At 42.4% G+C, this 20,400-nt stretch carries 20 protein-coding genes and 4 tRNA genes; 9 read left to right on the forward strand and 15 right to left on the reverse strand.

The window, feature by feature from the left end; translation table 11 throughout:
• Positions 1 to 194: 194 nt before the first annotated feature.
• From N473_RS14195 to N473_RS26255, 6 genes are all read left to right on the forward strand, one after another.
• Entirely contained in the window at positions 195 to 683 is a 489-nt protein-coding gene (locus tag N473_RS14195) for a winged helix-turn-helix transcriptional regulator (RefSeq protein ID WP_063368488.1), read from the forward strand.
• Positions 684 to 997: 314 nt separating this feature from the next.
• Positions 998 to 1,324 carry a 2Fe-2S iron-sulfur cluster-binding protein gene (locus N473_RS14200; RefSeq protein WP_063368489.1) on the forward strand — a complete coding sequence of 109 codons (327 nt, stop codon included), beginning with the start codon at positions 998 to 1,000 and terminating at the stop codon, positions 1,322 to 1,324.
• The gene (locus N473_RS14205; RefSeq protein ID WP_063368490.1) at positions 1,311 to 2,714 is read left to right on the forward strand and encodes an NAD(P)/FAD-dependent oxidoreductase; all 1,404 of its coding nucleotides are present in this window, start codon (positions 1,311 to 1,313) and stop codon (positions 2,712 to 2,714) included. Before N473_RS14200 ends, N473_RS14205 begins: the two co-directional genes overlap by 14 nt.
• Entirely contained in the window at positions 2,701 to 3,918 is a 1,218-nt protein-coding gene (locus tag N473_RS14210) for an NAD(P)/FAD-dependent oxidoreductase (RefSeq protein WP_063368491.1), read from the forward strand. Before N473_RS14205 ends, N473_RS14210 begins: the two co-directional genes overlap by 14 nt.
• Before the next feature lie 178 nt (positions 3,919 to 4,096).
• Positions 4,097 to 7,330, forward strand: coding sequence for a S41 family peptidase (locus N473_RS14215; RefSeq protein WP_063368492.1), 3,234 nt, complete (start codon positions 4,097 to 4,099; stop codon positions 7,328 to 7,330).
• 205 nt (positions 7,331 to 7,535) lie between these two features.
• Positions 7,536 to 7,700: a hypothetical protein gene (locus tag N473_RS26255; RefSeq protein WP_155735617.1), complete on the forward strand. Its 165-nt coding sequence runs from the start codon at positions 7,536 to 7,538 to the stop codon at positions 7,698 to 7,700.
• Positions 7,701 to 7,772: 72 nt separating this feature from the next.
• Here N473_RS26255 and N473_RS14220 read toward each other — a convergent pair whose 3' ends face one another.
• Positions 7,773 to 8,147, reverse strand: coding sequence for a hypothetical protein (locus N473_RS14220; protein WP_063368493.1), 375 nt, complete (start codon positions 8,145 to 8,147; stop codon positions 7,773 to 7,775).
• Between the two features lie 398 nt (positions 8,148 to 8,545).
• Between N473_RS14220 and N473_RS14225 the strand changes: the two genes are divergently transcribed.
• Complete coding sequence (locus N473_RS14225) at positions 8,546 to 9,289, forward strand: SDR family oxidoreductase (RefSeq protein ID WP_063368494.1); 744 nt, start codon at positions 8,546 to 8,548, stop codon at positions 9,287 to 9,289.
• Between the two features lie 88 nt (positions 9,290 to 9,377).
• Here the strand turns inward: N473_RS14225 and N473_RS14230 are convergent, their stop codons facing one another.
• Together N473_RS14230 and N473_RS14235 are read right to left on the reverse strand one after the other, a co-directional pair.
• A complete protein-coding gene (locus N473_RS14230; RefSeq protein ID WP_063368495.1) occupies positions 9,378 to 9,830 on the reverse strand; it encodes a hypothetical protein in 453 nt (150 codons plus the stop codon).
• An 11-nt stretch (positions 9,831 to 9,841) separates the two neighbouring features.
• Entirely contained in the window at positions 9,842 to 10,207 is a 366-nt protein-coding gene (locus N473_RS14235) for a hypothetical protein (protein ID WP_063368496.1), read from the reverse strand.
• 406 nt (positions 10,208 to 10,613) lie between these two features.
• Between N473_RS14235 and N473_RS14240 the strand changes: the two genes are divergently transcribed.
• Positions 10,614 to 11,012 carry a hypothetical protein gene (locus N473_RS14240; RefSeq protein WP_063368497.1) on the forward strand — a complete coding sequence of 133 codons (399 nt, stop codon included), beginning with the start codon at positions 10,614 to 10,616 and terminating at the stop codon, positions 11,010 to 11,012.
• 499 nt (positions 11,013 to 11,511) lie between these two features.
• Here the strand turns inward: N473_RS14240 and N473_RS14245 are convergent, their stop codons facing one another.
• From N473_RS14245 to miaB, 8 genes are all read right to left on the reverse strand, one after another.
• Positions 11,512 to 11,856, reverse strand: a complete 345-nt coding sequence (locus N473_RS14245) for a hypothetical protein (RefSeq protein ID WP_063368498.1) — start codon at positions 11,854 to 11,856, stop codon at positions 11,512 to 11,514.
• Positions 11,857 to 11,962: 106 nt separating this feature from the next.
• Positions 11,963 to 12,493, reverse strand: a complete 531-nt coding sequence (locus N473_RS14250; RefSeq protein ID WP_063368499.1) for a GNAT family N-acetyltransferase — start codon at positions 12,491 to 12,493, stop codon at positions 11,963 to 11,965.
• 1 nt (position 12,494) lies between these two features.
• Positions 12,495 to 12,734, reverse strand: a complete 240-nt coding sequence (locus N473_RS14255; protein WP_063368500.1) for a helix-turn-helix domain-containing protein — start codon at positions 12,732 to 12,734, stop codon at positions 12,495 to 12,497.
• Between the two features lie 189 nt (positions 12,735 to 12,923).
• Positions 12,924 to 14,501: an apolipoprotein N-acyltransferase gene (gene lnt, locus N473_RS14260; RefSeq protein ID WP_063368501.1), complete on the reverse strand. Its 1,578-nt coding sequence runs from the start codon at positions 14,499 to 14,501 to the stop codon at positions 12,924 to 12,926.
• A complete protein-coding gene (corC, locus tag N473_RS14265) occupies positions 14,479 to 15,357 on the reverse strand; it encodes a CNNM family magnesium/cobalt transport protein CorC (protein WP_063368502.1) in 879 nt (292 codons plus the stop codon). The genes lnt and corC overlap by 23 nt, the downstream gene beginning before the upstream one ends.
• Positions 15,358 to 15,375: 18 nt before the next feature.
• A complete protein-coding gene (gene ybeY, locus N473_RS14270; protein ID WP_063368503.1) occupies positions 15,376 to 15,837 on the reverse strand; it encodes an rRNA maturation RNase YbeY in 462 nt (153 codons plus the stop codon).
• Complete coding sequence (locus N473_RS14275) at positions 15,834 to 16,883, reverse strand: PhoH family protein (protein ID WP_039608383.1); 1,050 nt, start codon at positions 16,881 to 16,883, stop codon at positions 15,834 to 15,836. The genes ybeY and N473_RS14275 overlap by 4 nt, the downstream gene beginning before the upstream one ends.
• A 54-nt stretch (positions 16,884 to 16,937) precedes the next feature.
• Positions 16,938 to 18,371, reverse strand: a complete 1,434-nt coding sequence (gene miaB, locus N473_RS14280) for a tRNA (N6-isopentenyl adenosine(37)-C2)-methylthiotransferase MiaB (RefSeq protein ID WP_039608384.1) — start codon at positions 18,369 to 18,371, stop codon at positions 16,938 to 16,940.
• A gap of 266 nt (positions 18,372 to 18,637) precedes the next feature.
• Here miaB and N473_RS14285 point away from each other — a divergent pair, with 266 nt between their 5' ends.
• Positions 18,638 to 19,801: an FAD-dependent oxidoreductase gene (locus tag N473_RS14285; RefSeq protein ID WP_063368504.1), complete on the forward strand. Its 1,164-nt coding sequence runs from the start codon at positions 18,638 to 18,640 to the stop codon at positions 19,799 to 19,801.
• Positions 19,802 to 19,966: 165 nt separating this feature from the next.
• On the opposite strand, the gene N473_RS14290 is transcribed toward N473_RS14285, so the two are convergent.
• The 4 genes from N473_RS14290 to N473_RS14305 form a co-directional block, all read right to left on the reverse strand.
• Positions 19,967 to 20,051: transfer RNA gene (locus N473_RS14290), tRNA-Leu, on the reverse strand.
• Positions 20,052 to 20,080: 29 nt separating this feature from the next.
• Positions 20,081 to 20,155 (reverse strand) — tRNA-Gln (locus tag N473_RS14295).
• 38 nt (positions 20,156 to 20,193) lie between these two features.
• A tRNA-Leu gene (locus N473_RS14300) sits at positions 20,194 to 20,278 on the reverse strand.
• Positions 20,279 to 20,300: 22 nt separating this feature from the next.
• A tRNA-Gln gene (locus N473_RS14305) sits at positions 20,301 to 20,375 on the reverse strand.
• Positions 20,376 to 20,400: the final 25 nt, after the last annotated feature.

A 20,400-nucleotide genomic window follows, 5' to 3' on the forward strand; every position in this document is an offset into this window, starting at 1 on the left:
TAAATGAAGGCTGCGTAATTTTGCGGTGGTTAAATTTTAGCCCCTTTGTTCGTAGAAACAAACATCATAAAAAAGGGACATCCATAATAATTTTCGAGCATTGTATAGAAAGTGCAGCAGAATGTGCTGTCTTATTTTTTTGAATTACGGTAAATTTGAGTGAGATTAGACCTTCTTGCAGAATTTTATACTGTATGACCACTTCAATAAAAACACGTATCTTAGATAGGATCGACCATGCAATTTTAGAGGAATTGCAAAAAAATGGCCGAATTTCAAATGTTAACTTGGCAAAAGCTGTCAATTTAAGCCCCAGCCCCTGCTTAGATAGGGTGAAGAAGCTAGAGTCAGAAGGCTATATAGAAGGTTACACCGCAAGATTAAATGCTGAGAAGCTAGGGCAGCAGTTGGTCGCCCATGTTGAGATAACACTAAAAAGTTCAACAGAGTCTGTATTTGAAACCTTTAAACAGCATGTTTTAGAGATCCCCCATGTGGTTGCATGTGACATGGTCGCAGGAGGGTTTGATTATTTACTAAAAATAAGGGTCTCTGATATGCATCAGTATCGTGAGGTGCTTGGGCAAATAGTCGAAATTCCGGGTGTTGGCACAAACCATACTTATATGGTGATTGAACATGTAAAAGAAGATGTAGGGGTGACAATTCTACCAAAAAATTAACATTGAATGGTGTTTTACACACCTTTCTAGTTATTTTTCCGTACGTGATATCCTGCTTGTTATGTTGATATTTATTGCATGACTGGTCAGTCCAATTAATTTTAAGTCACTAATTTAGTGAAAAAATATTGGATTTTATAATTCTTTTCATTCACATTTTTTAAGAAAAATAAATTACACGACATTACAAATGGGCGCTTTTTCGCAGTTCCTTAATTTAGATCAACAAATATTTAACTGTTGTAAAAAATAGGTTTTTATTGGCAGTTTTTTACCCTAGGCTGGCAGAATATTTGGCAATGAAAGGTAAAAAAATGACAACAGCGACGCGTACAAAGGATATTACGCCTTTAGACTCAATTACATTTCAAATTCTCATAGATGAACAGCCTATCACCGCTTGTGAAGGTGAAACTGTCCTATCGGTATTACAGGCAGCAAATATTAAGCAAGTTTGTGAAAATGACAGAAAAGTGATCACCGGTGGGTACTGTGCAATGGGCGTTTGCCATTGCTGCCATGTCAAAGTGAATAAACGATACAAGCAAAGAGCATGTCAGACCTTAGTGGAGCCTAACATGCAGGTCGAAACTTTGAGTAACCGTTTTAAAGATGTGGGGATTGATCATGAAAAAGTCTAATCCTGTTGTAATTGTGGGAGGTGGGCCTTCGGGGACGGCAGCGGCGGCTATGTTGGGCAAGTACCAAATTCCATCGATTATCATTGATGAGACTTCTAAAATAGGGGGCGTTATATACCGTGGGCCACTTAGAAATACAGCTACCCTGCCGCATTTGGACGATAATTTACAGCGTGCTATGAGTGCACTGCGTACTCGTTATGAAAAGCACAAATCATTTATTGAACTTAAGTTACAAACCCGTGTACTCGGCCCTGAGGGTAAACAGCATTTGTTACTCAGTGAAGGCGGAGGGCTGACAACCCAAAAGTATAACGATTTGATTTTAGCAACAGGCTGTCATGAACGCAGTGTGCCCTTTCCTGGCTGGCAGTTGCCGGGAGTCATTTTGCTAGGTGGTGTGCAACTACAGATTAAAAGCGGTTTAGTAAAGCCTGGCAGCAAAATGGCGCTATTGGGCACAGGTCCATTGCTGCCCTTGGTGGCGTGTCAGCTGCATAAAGCGGGCGTTGATGTGGTGGGAGTGTACGAAGCGAGCGCCTTCAACAAGCTAGCCAAAGAAGCGGTGGCCTTATTACATAAACCCAAATTGACGCTCAATGGCTTAAGTATGATGAGCTACTTGAAAAAGCATCAAATTCCTTTTCACTATGGCCACGGTATTGTGAGTGCGCAAGGGGATAAATACCTAGAGCAAGTATTTGTCGCGCCATATGATGAGCAATGGCGTCCTAATATGAATCAGGCTAAGCCATTAGATGTGGATGCGATTGGCGTCGGCTATGGCTTTGTTGCGCGTACTCAGCTTGCGATGTTACTTGGTATTGAGCATGATTATTCTAAAGTAAGTGGTTACATACCCAAGCTTGATGGTAGTTATCAAAGTAGTCAAAAAAATACGTATGTGGTCGGGGATAGCAGCGGGTTGTTAGGCGCCGATGCCGCGATTTGCGAAGGGCAGATAGCAGCGTTACATATTGTACATCAACGTGGCCTGCTAGAGAGTGCTGTTATGCAAAAAGAAAAGCGCAAAATAGAGCGCAAGCATGCACGTATCAAGCGTTTCCGATTTGGCTTTGACCGTTTTAGTTCCCGTCAAACGGGTTTATTGGATTTACCTCAAGACGATACGGTTGTGTGCCGCTGTGAACAGGCGACCAAGAAGCAACTCACCGATGCCATCGCTGAGGGGGTAAAAGACATGACAACACTTAAAATGCGCACTCGGATAGGTATGGGTGATTGTCAGGGGAAAACGTGTAGTAGCTACGCCCTAGATTTACTTCATCAGGCAGGGCATGACAAAAATACAGGGGTCATAAAACCTCGATTCCCACTTGATCCTATCCCTTTTACTTTTATGGAAGAAAACTTAAATGAACAAGTATGATGTTGTTATTGCTGGTGGCGGTGCTGTGGGTGCTGCGTGTGCTTACTTTTTAAGTCGTGACACGGATTTGAAGATTGCGTTGGTTGATATCAAAAAGCCTGGTAATGCATCGAGGGCGTCAGCCGGTGGATTATGGGCTATTGGTGAGTCAGTGGGGCTCGGCTGCGGTGTTATATTTTTTAAAACTTTGTCTAAGCTGCACAGTGAAGCCAAAGGTGAAGAAGTGCCAACCATGCGTCCGCACCAATTACCAGAGTGTTTTTTTGAATTTGCACTCAAATCCAATGCTATGTATCCAGGCCTATATGAAGAACTGCGTACTAAGCATGGTGTTGATTTTAAATTTGAACGTACTGGGCTCAAGTTTATTATGTATAACCGTGAAGATGAGTTGTATGCCGACCAAATTGTCAGTGGTATTCCTCATTTAAGCGATCAGATCCGTTGGTTGAGTGCTGAACAATTAAGAGCTGAGGAGCCTTATGTCACGCCAGATGCCATTGGTGCGATTGACTTTATTTGCGATCACCAAGTGAATCCATATCGTTTGGTTGAAGCATATACTGAAGCTGCAAGGCAAAATGGTGTTGAGCTGTTCTTAAATACTGAAATACAGTCAGTATTGAAAGAGGGAAATCGAGTGATGGGCTTGCAAACCGATGCAGGAGAATTGCGCTCTGATACGCTCGTTAATGCAACGGGGGCATGGGCTAATGGGCTGTATAAACAGGCGACAGGCAAAGATATGCCCGTTTATCCGGTAAAAGGGCAAATTGTGTTGTCTGAACGTATGCCAAAGATTATGAATGGTTGTATTAGCACCAGTGATTGTTATATCGCGCAAAAAGACAATGGAGAGATCTTGATAGGCTCGTCCACGGAAGAAAAAGGGTTCGATACCACCAATAGCCTAGATAAGATCCAAGAATTATCCCGTGGGGCAATGAAGTGCTTACCGATTCTCAATGAGTCTAATATCAAGCGTTGTTGGGCTGGACTTAGACCAGGCACGCCTGATGAGCTGCCTATTTTAGGTAAAGTGTCTGGTGTTGAAGGGTATCTTAATGCATGTGGTCATTTCAGGACGGGGATTTTGACGTCGGCTATTACAGGTAAATTGATAACAGAACTTGTCACCAATCAGCCTACTTCAATTGATTTGACACCATTTAATGTCAGTCGTTTTGATAACGATCCCGCATAACTAAACCTATCTTAGTGATGACTCACGCTGCTATGTGAGTCATATATTCGACAATTTACATTTTGTGACGATTTTTCAGTTTAATTTGGTGGGTATTTTTGTGCTTTTTATCGCATCAACCTGACTTTATGAGTGAAATTGTTATCATGTAACAGTCAAATTTATATACGAGATAATAATGAAAATTAAGCACTTGTTTGCAGCGATGGCTGCTGTGCTTGGGCCGCTAGCAAGCCCTTTAGCGAGCGCCTACAGCACTGAAGATACCCGTTTATTACGATTCCCTGATATCCATAAAGAGCACGTTACTTTTGTGTACTCTGGCGATATCTATGTTGCGAATACAAATACAGGCAAAAGTACGCGTTTAACGGATCATGTTGGTTTCGAAACTTTCCCTAAGTTTTCACCTGATGGTGAAAAAATCGCTTTTGCCGCTGAATATAACGGTAGCCGTCAAATCTATGTGATTAATCGTGATGGCTCAGGTCTAAAGCAACTGACTTATTATAATGATGTCGGTCCTATGCCGCCTCGTGGTGGTTTTGATTACCGTGTATTAGACTGGACACCAGATGGCAAGCATATTGTTTTCCGTGCTAACCGTACACCTTGGGGCAAACGCATGGGCCGCCCTTATATGGTACCGGTAGAAGGTGGCCTTGAGCAGCCTCTTGCCATTCCTGAAGGTGGCGGCGGTATGCTGTCGGGTGATGGTAGTAAGTTTGTATACACGCCAATTGATCGTGAGTTCCGTACTTGGAAGCGTTCACGTGGTGGTCGTGCGCAAGATGTATGGGTCTATGATTTAGACAAGAATACGTCTAAGCAATTAACGACACACCGTGCAACTGATCAGCAGCCAACTTGGGTGAATGACAGCATTTACTTTGTCTCTGATAGAGATTACACACTTAACCTTTACAAATATCGTGAAGGCAAAAAGCCAGTTAAGATGACGGACCATAAAGAGTTTGATGTATTGTGGCCATCAGCAGGTCCTGACTCAATCGTTTATGAAAACGGTGGTTACTTATATCGCTTCAATGAAGCAAATAAAATGACCGAAAAGCTGACTATCAATGTCGATGGTGTACGTAAGTCGGCACTGCCTTACACTAAAAATGTGAGCAAGTTCATTGATTCAATGGATATCTCACACGATGGCAAACGTGCGGTATTTACCGCCCGTGGTGAGATATTCTCAGTACCGGTGAAAAATGGCCCAACACGTAATTTGTCACATACACCAGCGGGTCGTGAAATCGCAGCAACTTGGTCGCCAAATGCGCGTTATGTTGCTTACTTAAGTGATGCAACGGGCGAGTATGAGATCTACATAAAAGATCGTGCCAATAACAATGCGGTGAAGCAGTTAACTAACAATGGCACAATTTGGCGTTTCGATCCTATCTGGTCTCCAGATAATACCAAGCTATTGTTTGCAGACAAAGACCATATTATTTGGTGGTTGGATGTTGAGAGCGGCAAGTTACACAAGATTGACCGTGGTCTGCACGATGAGCGCAGCATTACACAATATACTTGGTCACCAAACAGCAAAGATTTAGTCTTTGTTAAGAATAACCAAAACCGTTATTCATCACTTTGGCACTATAACGTTGAGTCTCAAAAGTTAAGCCGCTTAACAGACGATATGACGTCTGAGTCAAACCCAACGTTCTCTGAAGATGGCCAGTACATTTACTTCACTTCGGAGCGTGACTTTAATTTAGCATTTAGCTCGTATGAGTTTGATTATCTATTTAATAAAGCGACACGTATTTACTCGGTAGCGGTGAACGATAGCATTCAACCTATCAATACGTTACAAAGTGATGAGACACAAATTGTCGGTGACGATAAAGGGTCAGAAGAGAAGACAGAGCTGGACACCAGCATCCAAGTCGACGGCTTTATGGATCGCGTCGTCTCATTACCTGCACCTGCTGGCAATTATTCATCACTGACTGGCGTGAAAGGCGGCGTGTTAACACTGAGCGGCGGCGCACTGAAGCTGGTTGAAAACAAGGCTGATGGCAAAGTTAAAACTGTCGCAAAAGGTGTGAGCGAGTATAAAGTCTCTGCTAATCGTGAGCATGTCATTGCACGTGCAGGCAGCAAGTACAGTGTGATCAAACCACAAGCGAAGCAAGATCTGAAAGCGAATCAACTTGATCTTAGTAAAATGAACTTGAAGATTGATCCTCGTGTTGAGTGGTCACAAATGTACACTGAAGGTTGGCGTACATTGCGTGATTGGTTCTATGACGCAAATCACCACGGTCAAGACTGGGATGCAATCTTGAAGCGCTACCAACCTATGGCCGATGCAGCAGCGCACCGCACAGACATTGACTATGTGTTGAGTGAAATTGCTGGTGAAATCAATGCAGGCCACATTTATGTGCAATCAGGTGATGAGCCAAAAGGCGAGCGTAAAAAGCATGGCCTACTAGGTGCTGAAGTGGCAAGCCACCCTTCTGGTTTTGTCACGCTCAAGCATATCTTTAAAGGCGAAAACTGGCACGAAGACTTCCGCTCTCCACTGGATGAAACGGGTGTACGTGCAAGTGAAGGTGATTTCATCTTGGCGGTTAATGGTCGCAACGTAAATGAAGTCAGTAACTTCTATGAGCTACTAGAAAATACGCAAGGCGAGCAAGTTGAGCTTATTCTAAGCAAATCAACAAGCTTTGATGATAGCTGGAAAGTAACTGTTAAGCCGGTGAAGAGTGAAATCGGTCTACGTTACTTACAGTGGGTTGAAACGCGTAAAGCCTATGTTGATGAGTTATCTGGCGGACGTATTGGCTATGTTCATTTGCCAAACACGGCATACGAAGGTAACCGTTCGATGTTCAAAAACTTTATGCCGCAAACGACTAAAGATGCCCTGATCATTGACGACCGCTATAACGGTGGTGGCTTTATTCCTGAGCACGTGATCACGTGGTTAGCACGTAAGCCTTTAAACTATTGGAAGCGTCGTGGTGTGACACCAACGAAAACGCCTCAGTTTGCTCATGATGGACCAAAAGCCATGCTGATCAATGGCTACTCAAGCTCAGGTGGTGATGCTATTCCTTACTACTTCCGTCAAGCGGGTCTAGGTAAGTTGATCGGGACTCGTACTTGGGGTGGCTTAATTGGTATCTCTGGTAATCCATACTTAGTTGACGGTGGTCAGGTGATTGCGGCGACATTCCGTATTCTTGATAATGACGGCAACTGGATCATCGAAAATGAAGGGGTTGTACCAGATATCGAAGTGATTGATCGCCCTGAGCTTATCCAAGCAGGTCAAGATCCGTCTGTAGAGCGTGCGGTGAAAGAGCTACTAAAAGAGCTTGATGAAAACCCTAAAAAGAAACTTGTTGTGCCACCGGCACCGACTAAGTTTATTGACTAAATAGATGCAATGTTAAAAAAGGAGCTGAAAGGCTCCTTTTTTATTTTCGGTCAGATGAATAAATATCAGAACAAGTAATTAAATTATTTAACGACAGTGTTTACTCATCTTCTCAAAAGCAGTCTGTTACTTTATGTGGTATTTTTAATATTGATACATAATTATTTTCTAGTTTATTGAATAAGGATTTCGATAAGGCGCAGATATGAGAGTTGTATTGAGCACCGTTAGGAGGCGAGGTATTGATGCTTTAACGAAGTGCAAGCATACGCAGCAAGTTAAAGAAGGCATCATTGAGATAAAGAACTTAGATATGGATGTCCTCATACCATGTCGCTTTACAGGTAGAGCGCTTACCCAGTTACTTTGAGCTGTGTAGATGATCATATTATAACAGAGTTAACAACAAGCCGCTTGATGCGGCTCGTGTGAAAAATAGCGATTAGAATGTCGCGTACTTTGCTTGAATATAGATGTTTTCGCCTTCGTTATCACCACAGATACCATGGAACTGAATCGGGGTATTGGTTGTTTTAGAATGCATAGCGAGATCAAACATACGCTCAGCACCAGGTGAGCTTGCTGGAATATATGCGTAAATTGCAGTTGGGCAACCTTGCGCTTCCCACGTTGTATTGGAGCCATTTTTGTCAGCTTCATTACTGTCTACTGACGCGAAGTAATAGTAAGCGTTACCGTGATATACTTCGACACGTACTTCCTTTACTACCTTATCGGCTGTTATAACGGTTGTTGATTGTGCTTGAGATAAACTCGAGAACAAAACAAGAGAAGCAGCTAAAGCTAATTTTTTCATATTAATTTCCTTTGTTTATTAAAGAAAATTATTCTATTTGAAAAATATTGCTTTTAAATAGTGATAATTTATTAAATTATGTTTTTCGTTGTTTTTATTATTTTTTTAATAAAAATATTTAAGCCGTTTTTATGTTTTTTATGAAGGGTTTTAAAAGGATATTTTTACTTAAGTTTAGCAGTACGTTAGCGAACTCATTCACGCATCGATAAAGACTTTAAATGGAGGGCTATGTTAGGTTATACACTAGATGGTGAGTTTGATGCTTTGTTTTTTTATCGTCTTTTGGAATTTTATTCCTGCTGTGAATGCATTATTGCTACGGTATGAGTGCACTTTAGTGTGTGAATATATTCATCAGAACGACTGGCATAGCAGGTTTATATTAAGGAGTACATATGAAAGTTGTATTGATCACGGGTGGCAGTCGAGGTATTGGTGCTGCAGCAGCAAAGAAGCTTGCGCAGCAAGGGTATGCTGTTGCCATTAACTATAAATCAAATCACCAAGCTGCCGAGCAGGTACAAAATGATATCTTATCTGCTGGTGGTAAAGCCGCGCTTTTTCAGGCTGATGTGAGTGATGAGCAACAAGTGGTCGAGCTGTTTCAAACTGTGCATACGCACTTTGGTCCTGTCACTCATTTAGTCAACAATGCCGGTGTCTTGACCAGGCAAATGCGGGTCGAAGAAATGACTGCTGAGCGTATTAATTGGATGCTAACGCAAAATGTGACGCCATATTTTATCTGTGCACGTGAGGCGATTAAGCATATGCGCCAGAGTAATACACGCCAGCAATGTGCCATTGTAAATGTGTCATCGGCAGCATCTTATTTGGGCGGTGCGAATGAGTATGTGGACTATGCAGCGTCAAAAGGCGCCATCGATAGCTTTACGAAAGGTTTATCTTTGGAACTGGCAGCAGAGGGAATACGCGTCAATGGTGTACGTCCAGGTTGTATTTATACCGATATTCATGCGGATGGTGGTGAACCTAATCGTGTGGATAGAGTATCAGACTTGTTACCACTAAAACGCGGGGGTACCAGCGTAGAAGTCGCTAACGCAATTGCCTGGTTGCTATCAGATGAAGCAAGTTATGCAACAGGCACGTTTATTGATTTAGCTGGTGGTCTGTGAGCCTCTTTATCGCCGAGTTGTATTTTACTGAAAAGGAGCTAAAAAAGCGCTAGATGTAAGCGCTTTATTACTTTGCAAGATAGCTTGTTTAGAACTTACGGCGGTTAATTGAGAATGTTACCGCAGCATCACCTGTGTTTAAGTTGAAAGATGTTAGCTTGCCAGAACATACCGCTTTATCACGGTATGAGCCGCCTTCACTTTCTGCAATGACTTCTTGCGGAAGCATTTTGCCGCTTCTGTAGTCTTTCATGATAACAAAACGGAAGTGACATCTTGGTGAGATTGAACTTGTACCGAAGCTATACTCCAAGTCTACCAAACGTACGACTGTAGGGTAGTTACTTTGTACGTCAAAGCGTTCTGAAGAATTTGCGCGAATCGTACTTGCTGGAGTTGGGTAGTAATTCGAAGTTTGCACATCTTTACTGGTTAATACGACTTCTCCACTGCGATAATCATTTTCAACAGTCACTTGAATATTTGCTAGCGCTGCATGACTTAAAAGGGCGGATGCGACTAAAATACCTTTTTTCAACATTAATAATTCCTTTATGTTTTATTTGAATAATAACTGCCAGGTTGATAAGCAGTTACAAAAGATAGTATATCACTTCGTCCCCTTTTTAAAGACAAATTATCAGCGACTAAATCTTCCTTATTAATTGCTGAACCTAACTGCCCAGGTTTTAATCCAAGCTGCTTTCCTAGTTGCTCCATTTCTTTTTGCATTTGTGGCAAAACTTCATTTTTTAGCTGCAAGGCTGCTTGTGCATATCTTTCCCTTTGCTCCGGGGTGTCAGACGTTTTAGCAAGTTGTTGAAATTCTTGTATACTTCTTTTTGTTCCTTGTACATCACCTACCCGACCATTATAGCCAAAATAGATATCCATTAAACCACCAGCGATAGGTTGCATAACATTTTCCTTGTTAATTTTTATAGATTGAAACTGTTTATAGTATATAAGCAAGTAAGGTGCCAATCTAGTTGTGCTTTTTTAAATTTAGTTAAATTAAAATATATTTTATATTCTTGATCTATTTTATGGGGGGTAAATGCGCTGATTTAAATTGATTTATTATATTTCTATGACCGTAATTGTTTTTTTGTAAATAAATAAAATTAATTTTATATCCTATTTTAGCTGTTTTTTATTCATTCAAAGAGAGGGGGAAGTGCCTTTGAATTGTTGATCTTGCGATAAATTTTTTCATAAATTGCGCACTTAGACTTGGCAAAGTTGCATATTTTTCATACATTGATTGTAGCAATTGTGTTTATCAATTGTGAACAATCTAACAGGTATATAAGGAATATTTAAAATGAAAAAAAGATATTTTATGGCAGTCGCTGCTGGCGTCTTATCGTTCAACAGCTTTGCGAGCTCTGTATCTTGTTATGTCGATACGATGGCTTATGATCAATATCGACAAGGCAATTGTTGGGGTGGCGAGCACTATCCAGGTTTTGCGCCTGCAGTTGTGTTTAAAGTAAACGCCTCAAAACCGGTTGCGAGAGTTGATTGGGTATTCCGAGGTCAATATCGCAATGTCAGAGGCGGCACATGTACATCAACCACTTGTATCGTCGATGTGCGCAGCGGTGAAGGTGAAGTAACAGGGTGTGTAGATAGAATTTATTATAAAGACTACACATGGAAAGATGTAAATTGGTGTGCTGACGCAACTTACTATTACAGTGATGGCGGTGTGATGTTTTAATTCTTTGTTGGTCCTAGTGCTTTTTAACTGGGACTGATTTTGGAAAAAACAAAAATAACGCTAAAAATGAAGTGTTCACAATAAAAATGTATCTGGCAGCGATTGCTGCCAGTATTTTATCGTTTTACAGTGTCTATGTCTGATCATGTAGATACCAGGGCATCAAGAGGCTGGCACTGAGTGTTTGTTTTGATGCAAATCACGGTATTTATCGTGAACGAAAATAAATTATCAAAGCGAGCCTGAAAGCTTGGTCTTAGACCTTAATCGCAAAAACCATCCTAAACACTTGCTCATGCTGGACTTAAAGTCGCATCGCATCTGCTTATTTAGGAATTTATTGCTTAACTGTGTATTTAATTTGTGCATAGGCAGGCGTGCATTGCCGCGCTCCTACTTACCGTGAATTCATGACGAGTCGCTTTATTCTGGAATTTACTTTTTATTAATCGCCCCCTGAACATAATAAGAAGGCCTGAAATACACAGTGTAATGGTTTTTATTTTTTCGCAATTGCGATCAGTGCGTTATCAGTATTACCGTCCCAGCAACGCGTGTCTCCGTCTTCTCTGTTCTCTAGTACAAGTACATATTCAGTCGCGTATTTTTCACCTTCTTCAATGGCTTTTAATACTGGACCGAGCAAGTATGTATGGGTGTCATAAATCCAGACTGGTGCCATCAGATCTCCCGTATGGGGGTTTTTATATTGCACTTCAAAATTGCCGTCTTTAGACACAACCTTTGTCAGAAAACCTGAACAAATAAAGACTTTTGCTTGCACAGTGAAGGTGCTGCCAAGCATGCACAAGCTGATTAAAGCACTTAAAGTCTGCGTTTTCATTGATTCTTCCTTAAGTTTAATGGGGGCCAGAGTGGGCGATAAACAGATTAAACTTGAGCGATGAATAAATTGTGTACTGCGCATGTCATTTGCATTCAATTTACATTTATTGAGATTCACGACTATCAAGATATTTGTAATAGTAACTGGTGCTATGCAGTTGACCACATTTATCAGTAACATAGCAGGGGATCTCTCCAACTTTTGTGTAACCAATGGCTTGATAGAATAGCTCCGCTTTATCGCCACTTTGGGTATCTAAAACCAGTAATGTTCGTTTATTTTCCAATGCGCTGAGTTCCATATGGCGCATTAATATGGTGGCGTAGCCCTTACGTTGTGTGTTGGGATGAACCAGCAACTTTTCGACTTCAGCTCGATGTTGACCGTTTTCCTTCATACACAATGAGAGCTGTACCGTTGCCATTAAGCGCTCTTCTTGATAAAGCGCAAAGAGCTGGCGCTCTTTATTGGCCATTGCTTGGGCGACTGATTGCCAATATTGCTGCAAAATGTCGGGGTTGGCTGGCGCATGAAAGCCTAGGGATGCACCTTGCTCAATACAGTCTATTAGCAGTGTACACAGCTGAGTATACGCATTTAAATCTAGGGTATTAAGTTGTTTGATTGTGAGCATGTTAGCAGCCCTTATTGAGCTGTTCGATGTCAGCTTCTAGCGCATTTAATTGCTGTAATAACTTTTCTTTTTGTTTATAAAGCTTGTTTAGTTGTTGGGTTTGACTGGTATTGTGCGCACGTACTGCGCGATATAACGCTTGCTTAGATATTTGATAAGTCTCGGCGATATCGCTAATGCTCAATCCATATTTGCTCACCATATAAACGGCTTGTACGAGTTTTGGTGTGTTGTTTAACAAGTTGGGTTCCCTCATTGACTTTGTCGTTATCGTGAACCTCTGAGCAAGAAAGAATAATGCCAGTAATATAAGGTTATTAATTTCAATGAGTTAGTTTTTTAGGTGTGTGCCAGGTGCGCCAAAAAAGGGCTGTGTTTCTGAATTTGCACCACTTTGAAGCGCATATCGAAGGGGGTAAAGTCAAAGGCATTAAAAAAATGCCTTCTCCATTTTTGATGATAAGTAACTTTTACTATTAACAACTAACACTAGTAGCAATAAGATACCGACTAAGATCCAAACTGGTGTATGACCATGCTTACTAAAAAAACTATGGCCGGATATCAGTTTTAAATCTGTACTGAGAATACCACTGGTAAACTGGGCTATGGTCACCTGTTGGTTTGAAATAGGATCATATACCCCACTTATGCCGTTGTTTGTGACTCTTACCATCGGCCTTTGCAATTCCAAAGCACGCATTCTGGCAATCTGCATATGTTGATGCGGCCCATGTGAGTCGCCAAACCAAGCATCATTACTCACGGTAAATAAAATGTCAGATGAGGCGGTATAATTGCCTCTGACAAGCTCACTAAAAGCGATTTCGTAGCAAATTGCTGGCAATACGTGAATGCCATTGGCAAGTAGGTTATTTTGCACCGCATCTCCACGAGAGAATGATGACATGGGCAAATCAAATAGGGGGGCTAAGGGTCTGAGTAAGCCCTCAAAGGGGACAAACTCACCGATTGGTAACAACTGGTGCTTCTGATAGCGGTTTCTGTGCAAATACTGATATTGCCCCTCGGTATCATCTTGATGTTTTTTACCAAGCACTATCAGGGTGTTGTATACATTGCGTGTGTCGAATTGATAGTCAGGGATGCCAGTGATCAAGGCGGTATTGTTAAAAGCGGCGGCTTTGTCTAAGTTGACCAAATAATCAAACGCATAATCTTCAATCTCAGGGATAGCGGCCTCTGGCCAAACAACCAAATCAACATCCGCCCAGTTTGGTCTGGTCATGTCTTGGTATTTTGACATGGTAGGCCAAAACTGTTCGGGTTCCCAACGCAGGCTTTGTGCTATGTTCCCTTGCACAAGCAAGGTCTTTAATTGCTGACCAGTGTATTTGGTATCTGTGTTTTGCATCGACAATAAATAAGCGATACAAACAGGCAGCATCGTCATTAGAGCTGCTTTATATTGCTTATAATATACCAACCAATAAAGTGAGTAGGCGATGATGACACACAATACGGTTAAGCCAAATTCACCTATCCAGGGCACCAATGTATTGAGCGGTGAGTCAGTAAGCGTATAGCCAAAACTGAGCCATGGGAAGCCTGTTAAGAGTGTGCCTCTTAAATACTCAGTGATGGCAAAACCACTTATTAAAAGGGCGAATCGCTGCCAAGGGTGTTTACTGTAGCGGGTCGCAAACGCAAATGCCAAAGCTGGGTAAAGTGCTAAGTACGCACATAACATCGCCATTGCCATGAGTGACAGCACAATGGGCAGTCCGCCAAACTGTGCAATAGAGACATGCACCCAGCTAATACCCAGCGCAAACCAACCAAAGCCAAATAAAAAGCCGTATTTAGCAGCTTGCTTAGGGGTGGGTTGATCTGTGACATAAAATGCAATGGCAAGGCAGACAAATGTCAGTGGCCATATACCAAAAGGGGCGTATGCAAAAGTAAGCGCACAGCCAGCAATGAGAGCAAGCCATGCGTTTTTATCTTTTGCAAATGCGGTGAGTTTATTCAGTGGTGTCTTCAACATGCTCTGTTTTTGGAACAGTGACTTGAAGTTGCAATATACGGCGGTTATCTGAATTGGTTACCTTGAATTGGAGCGGCCCTACATCAATGGTTTCCCCTTTGCTTGGCATATGACCAAATGCATGCAGGATAATACCACCAATAGTGTCAGCTTCTTGTGTATCATAATCTGTCTTAAAGAATTCATTGAACTCTTCAAGCTGTGTTAACGCTTGTACATTAAACACATGTTTTGAAAGCTGACGAATATCTTGCTGCTCGTCTTCATCATCATGTTCATCCTCAATCTCACCTACGATGGTTTCAAGGATATCTTCGATAGTGACAAGACCTGATACGCCGCCATACTCATCAATAACAATCGCCATATGGTAGCGTTTTTGTCTAAACTCGTTGAGTAAAGTGTCTACACGTTTACTTTCTGGTACTACAATAGCCGGACGCAAGTACTCTTTAATCGCAGGTAGTGCGCCATTCTGTTGCACTATCAGGGGCAAGAGGTCTTTTGCAAGCAAAATACCTTCTACGTGGTCTTTGTCTTCGCATACCACAGGGAAGCGAGAGTGACTAGACTCTACCATAGCAGGGAGTTGAGATTCCAAGTCTTGCTCGACATCTAGCGTTATCATTTGAGAGCGAGGGATCATGATATCGCGAACCTTAAGTTCAGAGACGCTCAGTACGCCTTCCATCATTTCCTTAGTCTCAGGGTCGATAAGTGCTCGCTCTTGAGCGTCAGCAATAACTTCTACCAACTCTTCTTTGTTTTGGGGTTCCCCTTGCAGCATCTGAGTGATGCGTCCCAGCCAGTTTCTGCTAGAAGAACCCTGGCTACTTTGCGAGTTATCGTCGCTCATTGTAGTTCTTTACTCCAATTAGTTAATGTCATCTCGATATGGGTCTGAAATGCCCAGATCGGCTAAAAATTCTTTTTCCAGACTTTCCATTTCCATGGCGTCTTGTTCATTTATATGGTCAAAGCCCAATAAATGCAAGCACCCATGGATGACCATATGTGCAAAATGATCATGGAACGTTTTTTCTTGTTCCTGTGCCTCACGAAAAACCACCTGAGGACAGATAATTAAGTCACCGACTAAAGGCAATTCAATGCCGGGCGGTGCTTCAAACGGAAAAGACAACACATTAGTTGGCTTGTCTTTTCCGCGATATTGGCTGTTTAGCTCTTGGCTCTCCGTCTCGTCAGCAATGCGAATGGTCACTTCGGCGTATTCTCTATACGGCAAAAGTGCTTTTTCGGCCCAACTTTGAAATTGCTGTTCATTGGGTAAATTGTCAAACTCACTGGCGAGCTGCAAATCTACATCGACACTCATGACTCTGGACCTTGTTGTTCAGCAGCTTGCTGTTTCGCTTTTTGCTTCGCGACTTTTTCTTGACGCTCTTGCTCTTCTTTGGCTTCATAGGCTTCCACAATTCGTGCCACAACTGGATGACGAACGACATCGTGAGACTTAAAGAAGTTAAATGAAATTTCATCGACATTGCTGAGTACTTCAATGGCATGACGAAGACCTGAGCGTGCGCCTCTCGGTAAGTCGACCTGCGTAATATCCCCCGTGATCACGGCTTTTGAATTAAAACCGATACGCGTTAGGAACATTTTCATCTGTTCTGTGGTGGTGTTTTGGCTTTCATCCAAAATGATAAAGGCGTCATTCAAAGTTCTACCACGCATGTATGCCAGCGGTGCTACTTCTATGACATTTTTTTCAATCAAGCGTTCAACTTTTTCAAAGCCCAACATCTCAAATAACGCGTCGTACAAAGGGCGCAAGTAAGGGTCTATTTTCTGCGTTAAATCACCGGGTAAAAATCCCAGCTTTTCGCCGGCTTCAACCGCTGGACGGGTCAGTAGAATACGCCTGATCTCTTGTCTTTCTAGCGCATCGACCGCGGCCGCAACGGCAAGGTAAGTTTTACCTGTGCCCGCAGGTCCAATACCAAAACTGATGTCATGCGTTAAGATGTTTGCCACATATTGGCTTTGATTTGGGTTACGTGGTTTGACAACACCACGGCGAGTTTTAATGAAAACTTCTTTTTCCCATACATTTGGGGCATCTTGCTCAAGGCAATTTGCTTCGGTGATGGCGAGATGAACATTGTCAGGCTCTATGTCTTTGGCTTTGCCTTTCACTGGCTGAGTATCAACATACAGAGACTTTATAATATCAACAGCAGCTTTTGCTGTAACTTGATTACCTGTTACTTTGAACCAGTTATCTCTGTGTGCGACCTCAACACCTAGACGGCGTTCAATTTGTTTTAGATTATCGTCAAAAGGACCACAAAGAGAGGAAAGACGGTTGTTGTCGGCAGGTTCTAGATAAAACTCAATATTTTTTACTTGATTGCTCAAAATGACTTCCTAAGATTGATTGCGCCAGCATAGTGCTGGCGCAAAACAAGTGTTTTATGGTGTAAAGGTTGCAACACCAATCTCATTAGCTTCTGGTTCTGACGGTGCACGACTAAGGATATCTGACGGTGCAACATCACGTCGCAAGTCCATTTCAGCCTCAGTTCGGATCAATTCACCACGCAATGAGTTTGGTAGCGCCTCAGTAATACGCACATCAACGAACTGACCGATCACTGAGTGTGGACCTTCAAAGTTCACTACACGGTTGTTTTCTGTACGTCCACGCAGTTCCATTGGGTTCTTTTTCGAAGGACCTTCAACAAGAATACGCTGTTCAGTATCAAACATTTTACGGCTGATATCTTGCGCCATTTGGTTGATACGATTTTGTAATAGGTACAAACGCTCTTTCTTTTCTTGCTCTGGTACATCATCTGGTAAGTCTGCCGCAGGAGTACCTGGACGCGCTGAGTAAATGAAGCTGAAACTCATATCAAAGCCAATTGCATTGATAAGGTTCATGGTTTCTTCGAAGTCTGCTTTGCTTTCGCCAGGGAAACCAATGATGAAGTCTGAACTCATGCTTAGGTTTGGACGGATCTTACGTAGCTTACGGATAGTAGACTTGTATTCAAGCGCAGTATGGCCACGTTTCATCAGGTTAAGTACACGGTCAGAACCACTTTGTACTGGCAAGTGCAGGTGATCAACAAGCTCAGGCACGTCTGCGTAGGCTTCGATGATGTCAGGCGTAAACTCAACAGGGTGTGACGTGGTATAACGAATACGGTCAATACCATCAATCGCAGCCACATAACGCAGTAGATCAGAGAAGTAGCACACTTCACCATCGTGCATTTCACCGCGATAAGCGTTTACGTTTTGACCCAGTAAGTTCACTTCACGCACGCCTTGCTCTGCAAGTTGTGCCACTTCTAAAATAACATCGTCTAGCGGACGGCTTACTTCCTCACCACGCGTGTAAGGTACAACACAGAAAGTACAATATTTAGAGCAGCCTTCCATAATTGATACGAACGCCGTAGGGCCTTCTGCTTTTGGCTCTGGTAGACGGTCAAACTTTTCAATCTCAGGGAATGAGATATCGACCACTGAGCCTTCTTTGCTTTGCACTTGCTTGATCATTTCAGGTAGACGGTGCAGTGTTTGCGGACCGAATACGATATCAACAAATGGTGCACGTTGACGGATTGTGTCACCTTCTTGCGATGCTACACAACCACCTACACCGATAACCAAATCAGGGTTATCTTCTTTTAATAACTTCCAGCGGCCCAACTGGTGGAATACTTTCTCTTGTGCCTTCTCACGAATTGAACACGTATTGAGTAGGATCACATCCGCCTGATCAGCTTCTTCTGTCAGCTGATAGCCATTAGTGGCATCAAGCAGATCCGCCATTTTCTGGGAGTCGTACTCGTTCATTTGACAGCCCCAGGTTTTGATATGCAATTTTTTACCCATTGAAATAAAGCCTCGTTTTCAATTCGATGATCAGCACAACGCCTTGCCAGTTGTGAAAAATACCCCAAGAACTGGCAAACACTTACTAAAATAGCTTAAAAAGAGGCGTATTTTATCTGACCTATAGTCACTAGCCAAGTATAGATTTCATCTTTCAAAATGGGGATCAAGGACGGTTGTAATTATTCGACTACAATCAGGCAAAGAGATCTTTTTTTCACTAATTAAGATACAATGTAATTACACCAGCTAATTTAGGCAAATTTATGAAAAATAACGTGTTGATAGTCGGTGGCGGCATGGTTGGCGCAGCGGCTGCGGTGGAGCTTGCTCGTCAAGGATGTCAGGTCACTGTGATAGAAAATAATCCCATAGATCCGAAAGCGATTCTTGAGGGCGAGCATGTGGACATTCGGGTCTCTGCCATCAACCGTTTTTCAGAAGCGTTATTAGATAAACTCGGTGCAATGCCATTGATAAGAGCAAGTCGTAATGCGCCTTATCATCAGTTAGAGGCTTATGAACGGGGCAGCGAGCATTTGGTGTTTGATAGAGCCGATGTATCGACGTCTCATTTAGGCCATTTAGTCGAGAATAGCATTATTCAAGCGTCGCTGTGGTCGCAGTTTGAAGACAATCACATTCAAGTTGAAACGGTCACTGACGCACCTGTGGCGATTGAGCAGCACTTAAGTAGCATTGACCTAGTGTACCCTCAGCAGCGTTTTAGCGCGGATTTAGTGATTGCTGCTGACGGTGGCCGCTCTGCGCTACGCAGCCTTGCAGGCATTGGCGTAACGGGGTGGCAATATCAGCAGCATTGTATGGGTATTCTAATTAAGCTTGACGGACCGCAACAGGTAAAAACGTGGCAAGAGTTTAAACCAACAGGTCCAATCGCATTTTTACCCATGCAAGCACCTTATGCCAATCTAATTTGGTATCACCATGGCAGTGAACTAAAACGCTTAAAAGGGTTATCGAATGAAGCGTTAAAGCAAGAAATACAGGCACATTTTTTTGATTTGCCGGGAGATTTTACCGTTGAACAAAGCGCTGTATTTCCACTTGCGCGCCAACATGCCAACCAATATAGCAAAGGGCGTTTGGTGTTGGTTGGGGATTCTGCCCATACGATAAACCCGCTTGCGGGGCAGGGCGTTAATCTCGGCTTTAAAGATGTGGCAGCACTTGGCGGATGTTTGCAAGGCTTTGATGATGTTGGTGAGCTTGCTCGTCTTCATCAGTATGAAAAAATGCGTCGAAAAGATAATTTATTAATGATGAGCATGATGGACGCCTGCTATTTTGGCTTTTCAAATGAGATTAAGCCCCTTAAGTCACTACGAAGTCTTGCATTAAAAGTGGCGAATAAAGCGGGTCCCATTAAACGAGAAGTGCTAAAGCATGCTATGGGTGGTAGCTTTTGATTTAGTTCAAGCCGCGAACTATTTAAGTTAAGGGAGCTATAGGCTTCCTTTTTTTATGCGTAGATGAAATAGCAAAGGAATAAGATAGAGACTATTGAAATCAAATAAGAATAAAAGAAAGATATAGAGGGATGTAATTAAAAGAATAGTGGGATTAATTAAACATGGTGCGGAAGGAGAGACTTGAACTCTCACATCCGAAGATACTGGAACCTAAATCCAGCGCGTCTACCAATTCCGCCACTCCCGCAATGTTTAATAATTATCTTTGTAGATAATTGGCTGGAGTACCAGGATTTGAACCTGGGAATGGCGGGATCAAAACCCGCTGCCTTACCGCTTGGCGATACTCCAACAAAGGTAGTTGATTATTTTAGTTCTTATCGAGAACATGGTGCGGAAGGAGAGACTTGAACTCTCACATCCGAAGATACTGGAACCTAAATCCAGCGCGTCTACCAATTCCGCCACTCCCGCATAGAGTTATCTCATAAAGAGATGGCTGGAGTACCAGGATTTGAACCTGGGAATGGCGGGATCAAAACCCGCTGCCTTACCGCTTGGCGATACTCCAACAAAGGTAGTTGATTATTTTAGTT

It is taken from the genome of Pseudoalteromonas luteoviolacea CPMOR-1, from assembly GCF_001625685.1.
Classification (GTDB): domain Bacteria; phylum Pseudomonadota; class Gammaproteobacteria; order Enterobacterales; family Alteromonadaceae; genus Pseudoalteromonas; species Pseudoalteromonas luteoviolacea_K.

What these genes read in the sequence shown, in the direction of transcription:
- N473_RS14195 (WP_063368488.1), top strand. Translation starts at nt 195, where the DNA reads ATGACCACTTCAATAAAAACACGTATCTTAGATAGGATCGACCATGCA.
- N473_RS14200 (WP_063368489.1), top strand. Translation starts at nt 998, where the DNA reads ATGACAACAGCGACGCGTACAAAGGATATTACGCCTTTAGACTCAATT.
- N473_RS14205 (WP_063368490.1), top strand. Translation starts at nt 1,311, where the DNA reads ATGAAAAAGTCTAATCCTGTTGTAATTGTGGGAGGTGGGCCTTCGGGG.
- N473_RS14210 (WP_063368491.1), top strand. Translation starts at nt 2,701, where the DNA reads ATGAACAAGTATGATGTTGTTATTGCTGGTGGCGGTGCTGTGGGTGCT.
- N473_RS14215 (WP_063368492.1), top strand. Translation starts at nt 4,097, where the DNA reads ATGAAAATTAAGCACTTGTTTGCAGCGATGGCTGCTGTGCTTGGGCCG.
- N473_RS26255 (WP_155735617.1), top strand. Translation starts at nt 7,536, where the DNA reads ATGAGAGTTGTATTGAGCACCGTTAGGAGGCGAGGTATTGATGCTTTA.
- N473_RS14220 (WP_063368493.1), bottom strand. Translation starts at nt 8,147, where the DNA reads ATGAAAAAATTAGCTTTAGCTGCTTCTCTTGTTTTGTTCTCGAGTTTA.
- N473_RS14225 (WP_063368494.1), top strand. Translation starts at nt 8,546, where the DNA reads ATGAAAGTTGTATTGATCACGGGTGGCAGTCGAGGTATTGGTGCTGCA.
- N473_RS14230 (WP_063368495.1), bottom strand. Translation starts at nt 9,830, where the DNA reads ATGTTGAAAAAAGGTATTTTAGTCGCATCCGCCCTTTTAAGTCATGCA.
- N473_RS14235 (WP_063368496.1), bottom strand. Translation starts at nt 10,207, where the DNA reads ATGCAACCTATCGCTGGTGGTTTAATGGATATCTATTTTGGCTATAAT.
- N473_RS14240 (WP_063368497.1), top strand. Translation starts at nt 10,614, where the DNA reads ATGAAAAAAAGATATTTTATGGCAGTCGCTGCTGGCGTCTTATCGTTC.
- N473_RS14245 (WP_063368498.1), bottom strand. Translation starts at nt 11,856, where the DNA reads ATGAAAACGCAGACTTTAAGTGCTTTAATCAGCTTGTGCATGCTTGGC.
- N473_RS14250 (WP_063368499.1), bottom strand. Translation starts at nt 12,493, where the DNA reads ATGCTCACAATCAAACAACTTAATACCCTAGATTTAAATGCGTATACT.
- lnt (WP_063368501.1), bottom strand. Translation starts at nt 14,501, where the DNA reads ATGTTGAAGACACCACTGAATAAACTCACCGCATTTGCAAAAGATAAA.
- corC (WP_063368502.1), bottom strand. Translation starts at nt 15,357, where the DNA reads ATGAGCGACGATAACTCGCAAAGTAGCCAGGGTTCTTCTAGCAGAAAC.
- ybeY (WP_063368503.1), bottom strand. Translation starts at nt 15,837, where the DNA reads ATGAGTGTCGATGTAGATTTGCAGCTCGCCAGTGAGTTTGACAATTTA.
- miaB (WP_039608384.1), bottom strand. Translation starts at nt 18,371, where the DNA reads ATGGGTAAAAAATTGCATATCAAAACCTGGGGCTGTCAAATGAACGAG.
- N473_RS14285 (WP_063368504.1), top strand. Translation starts at nt 18,638, where the DNA reads ATGAAAAATAACGTGTTGATAGTCGGTGGCGGCATGGTTGGCGCAGCG.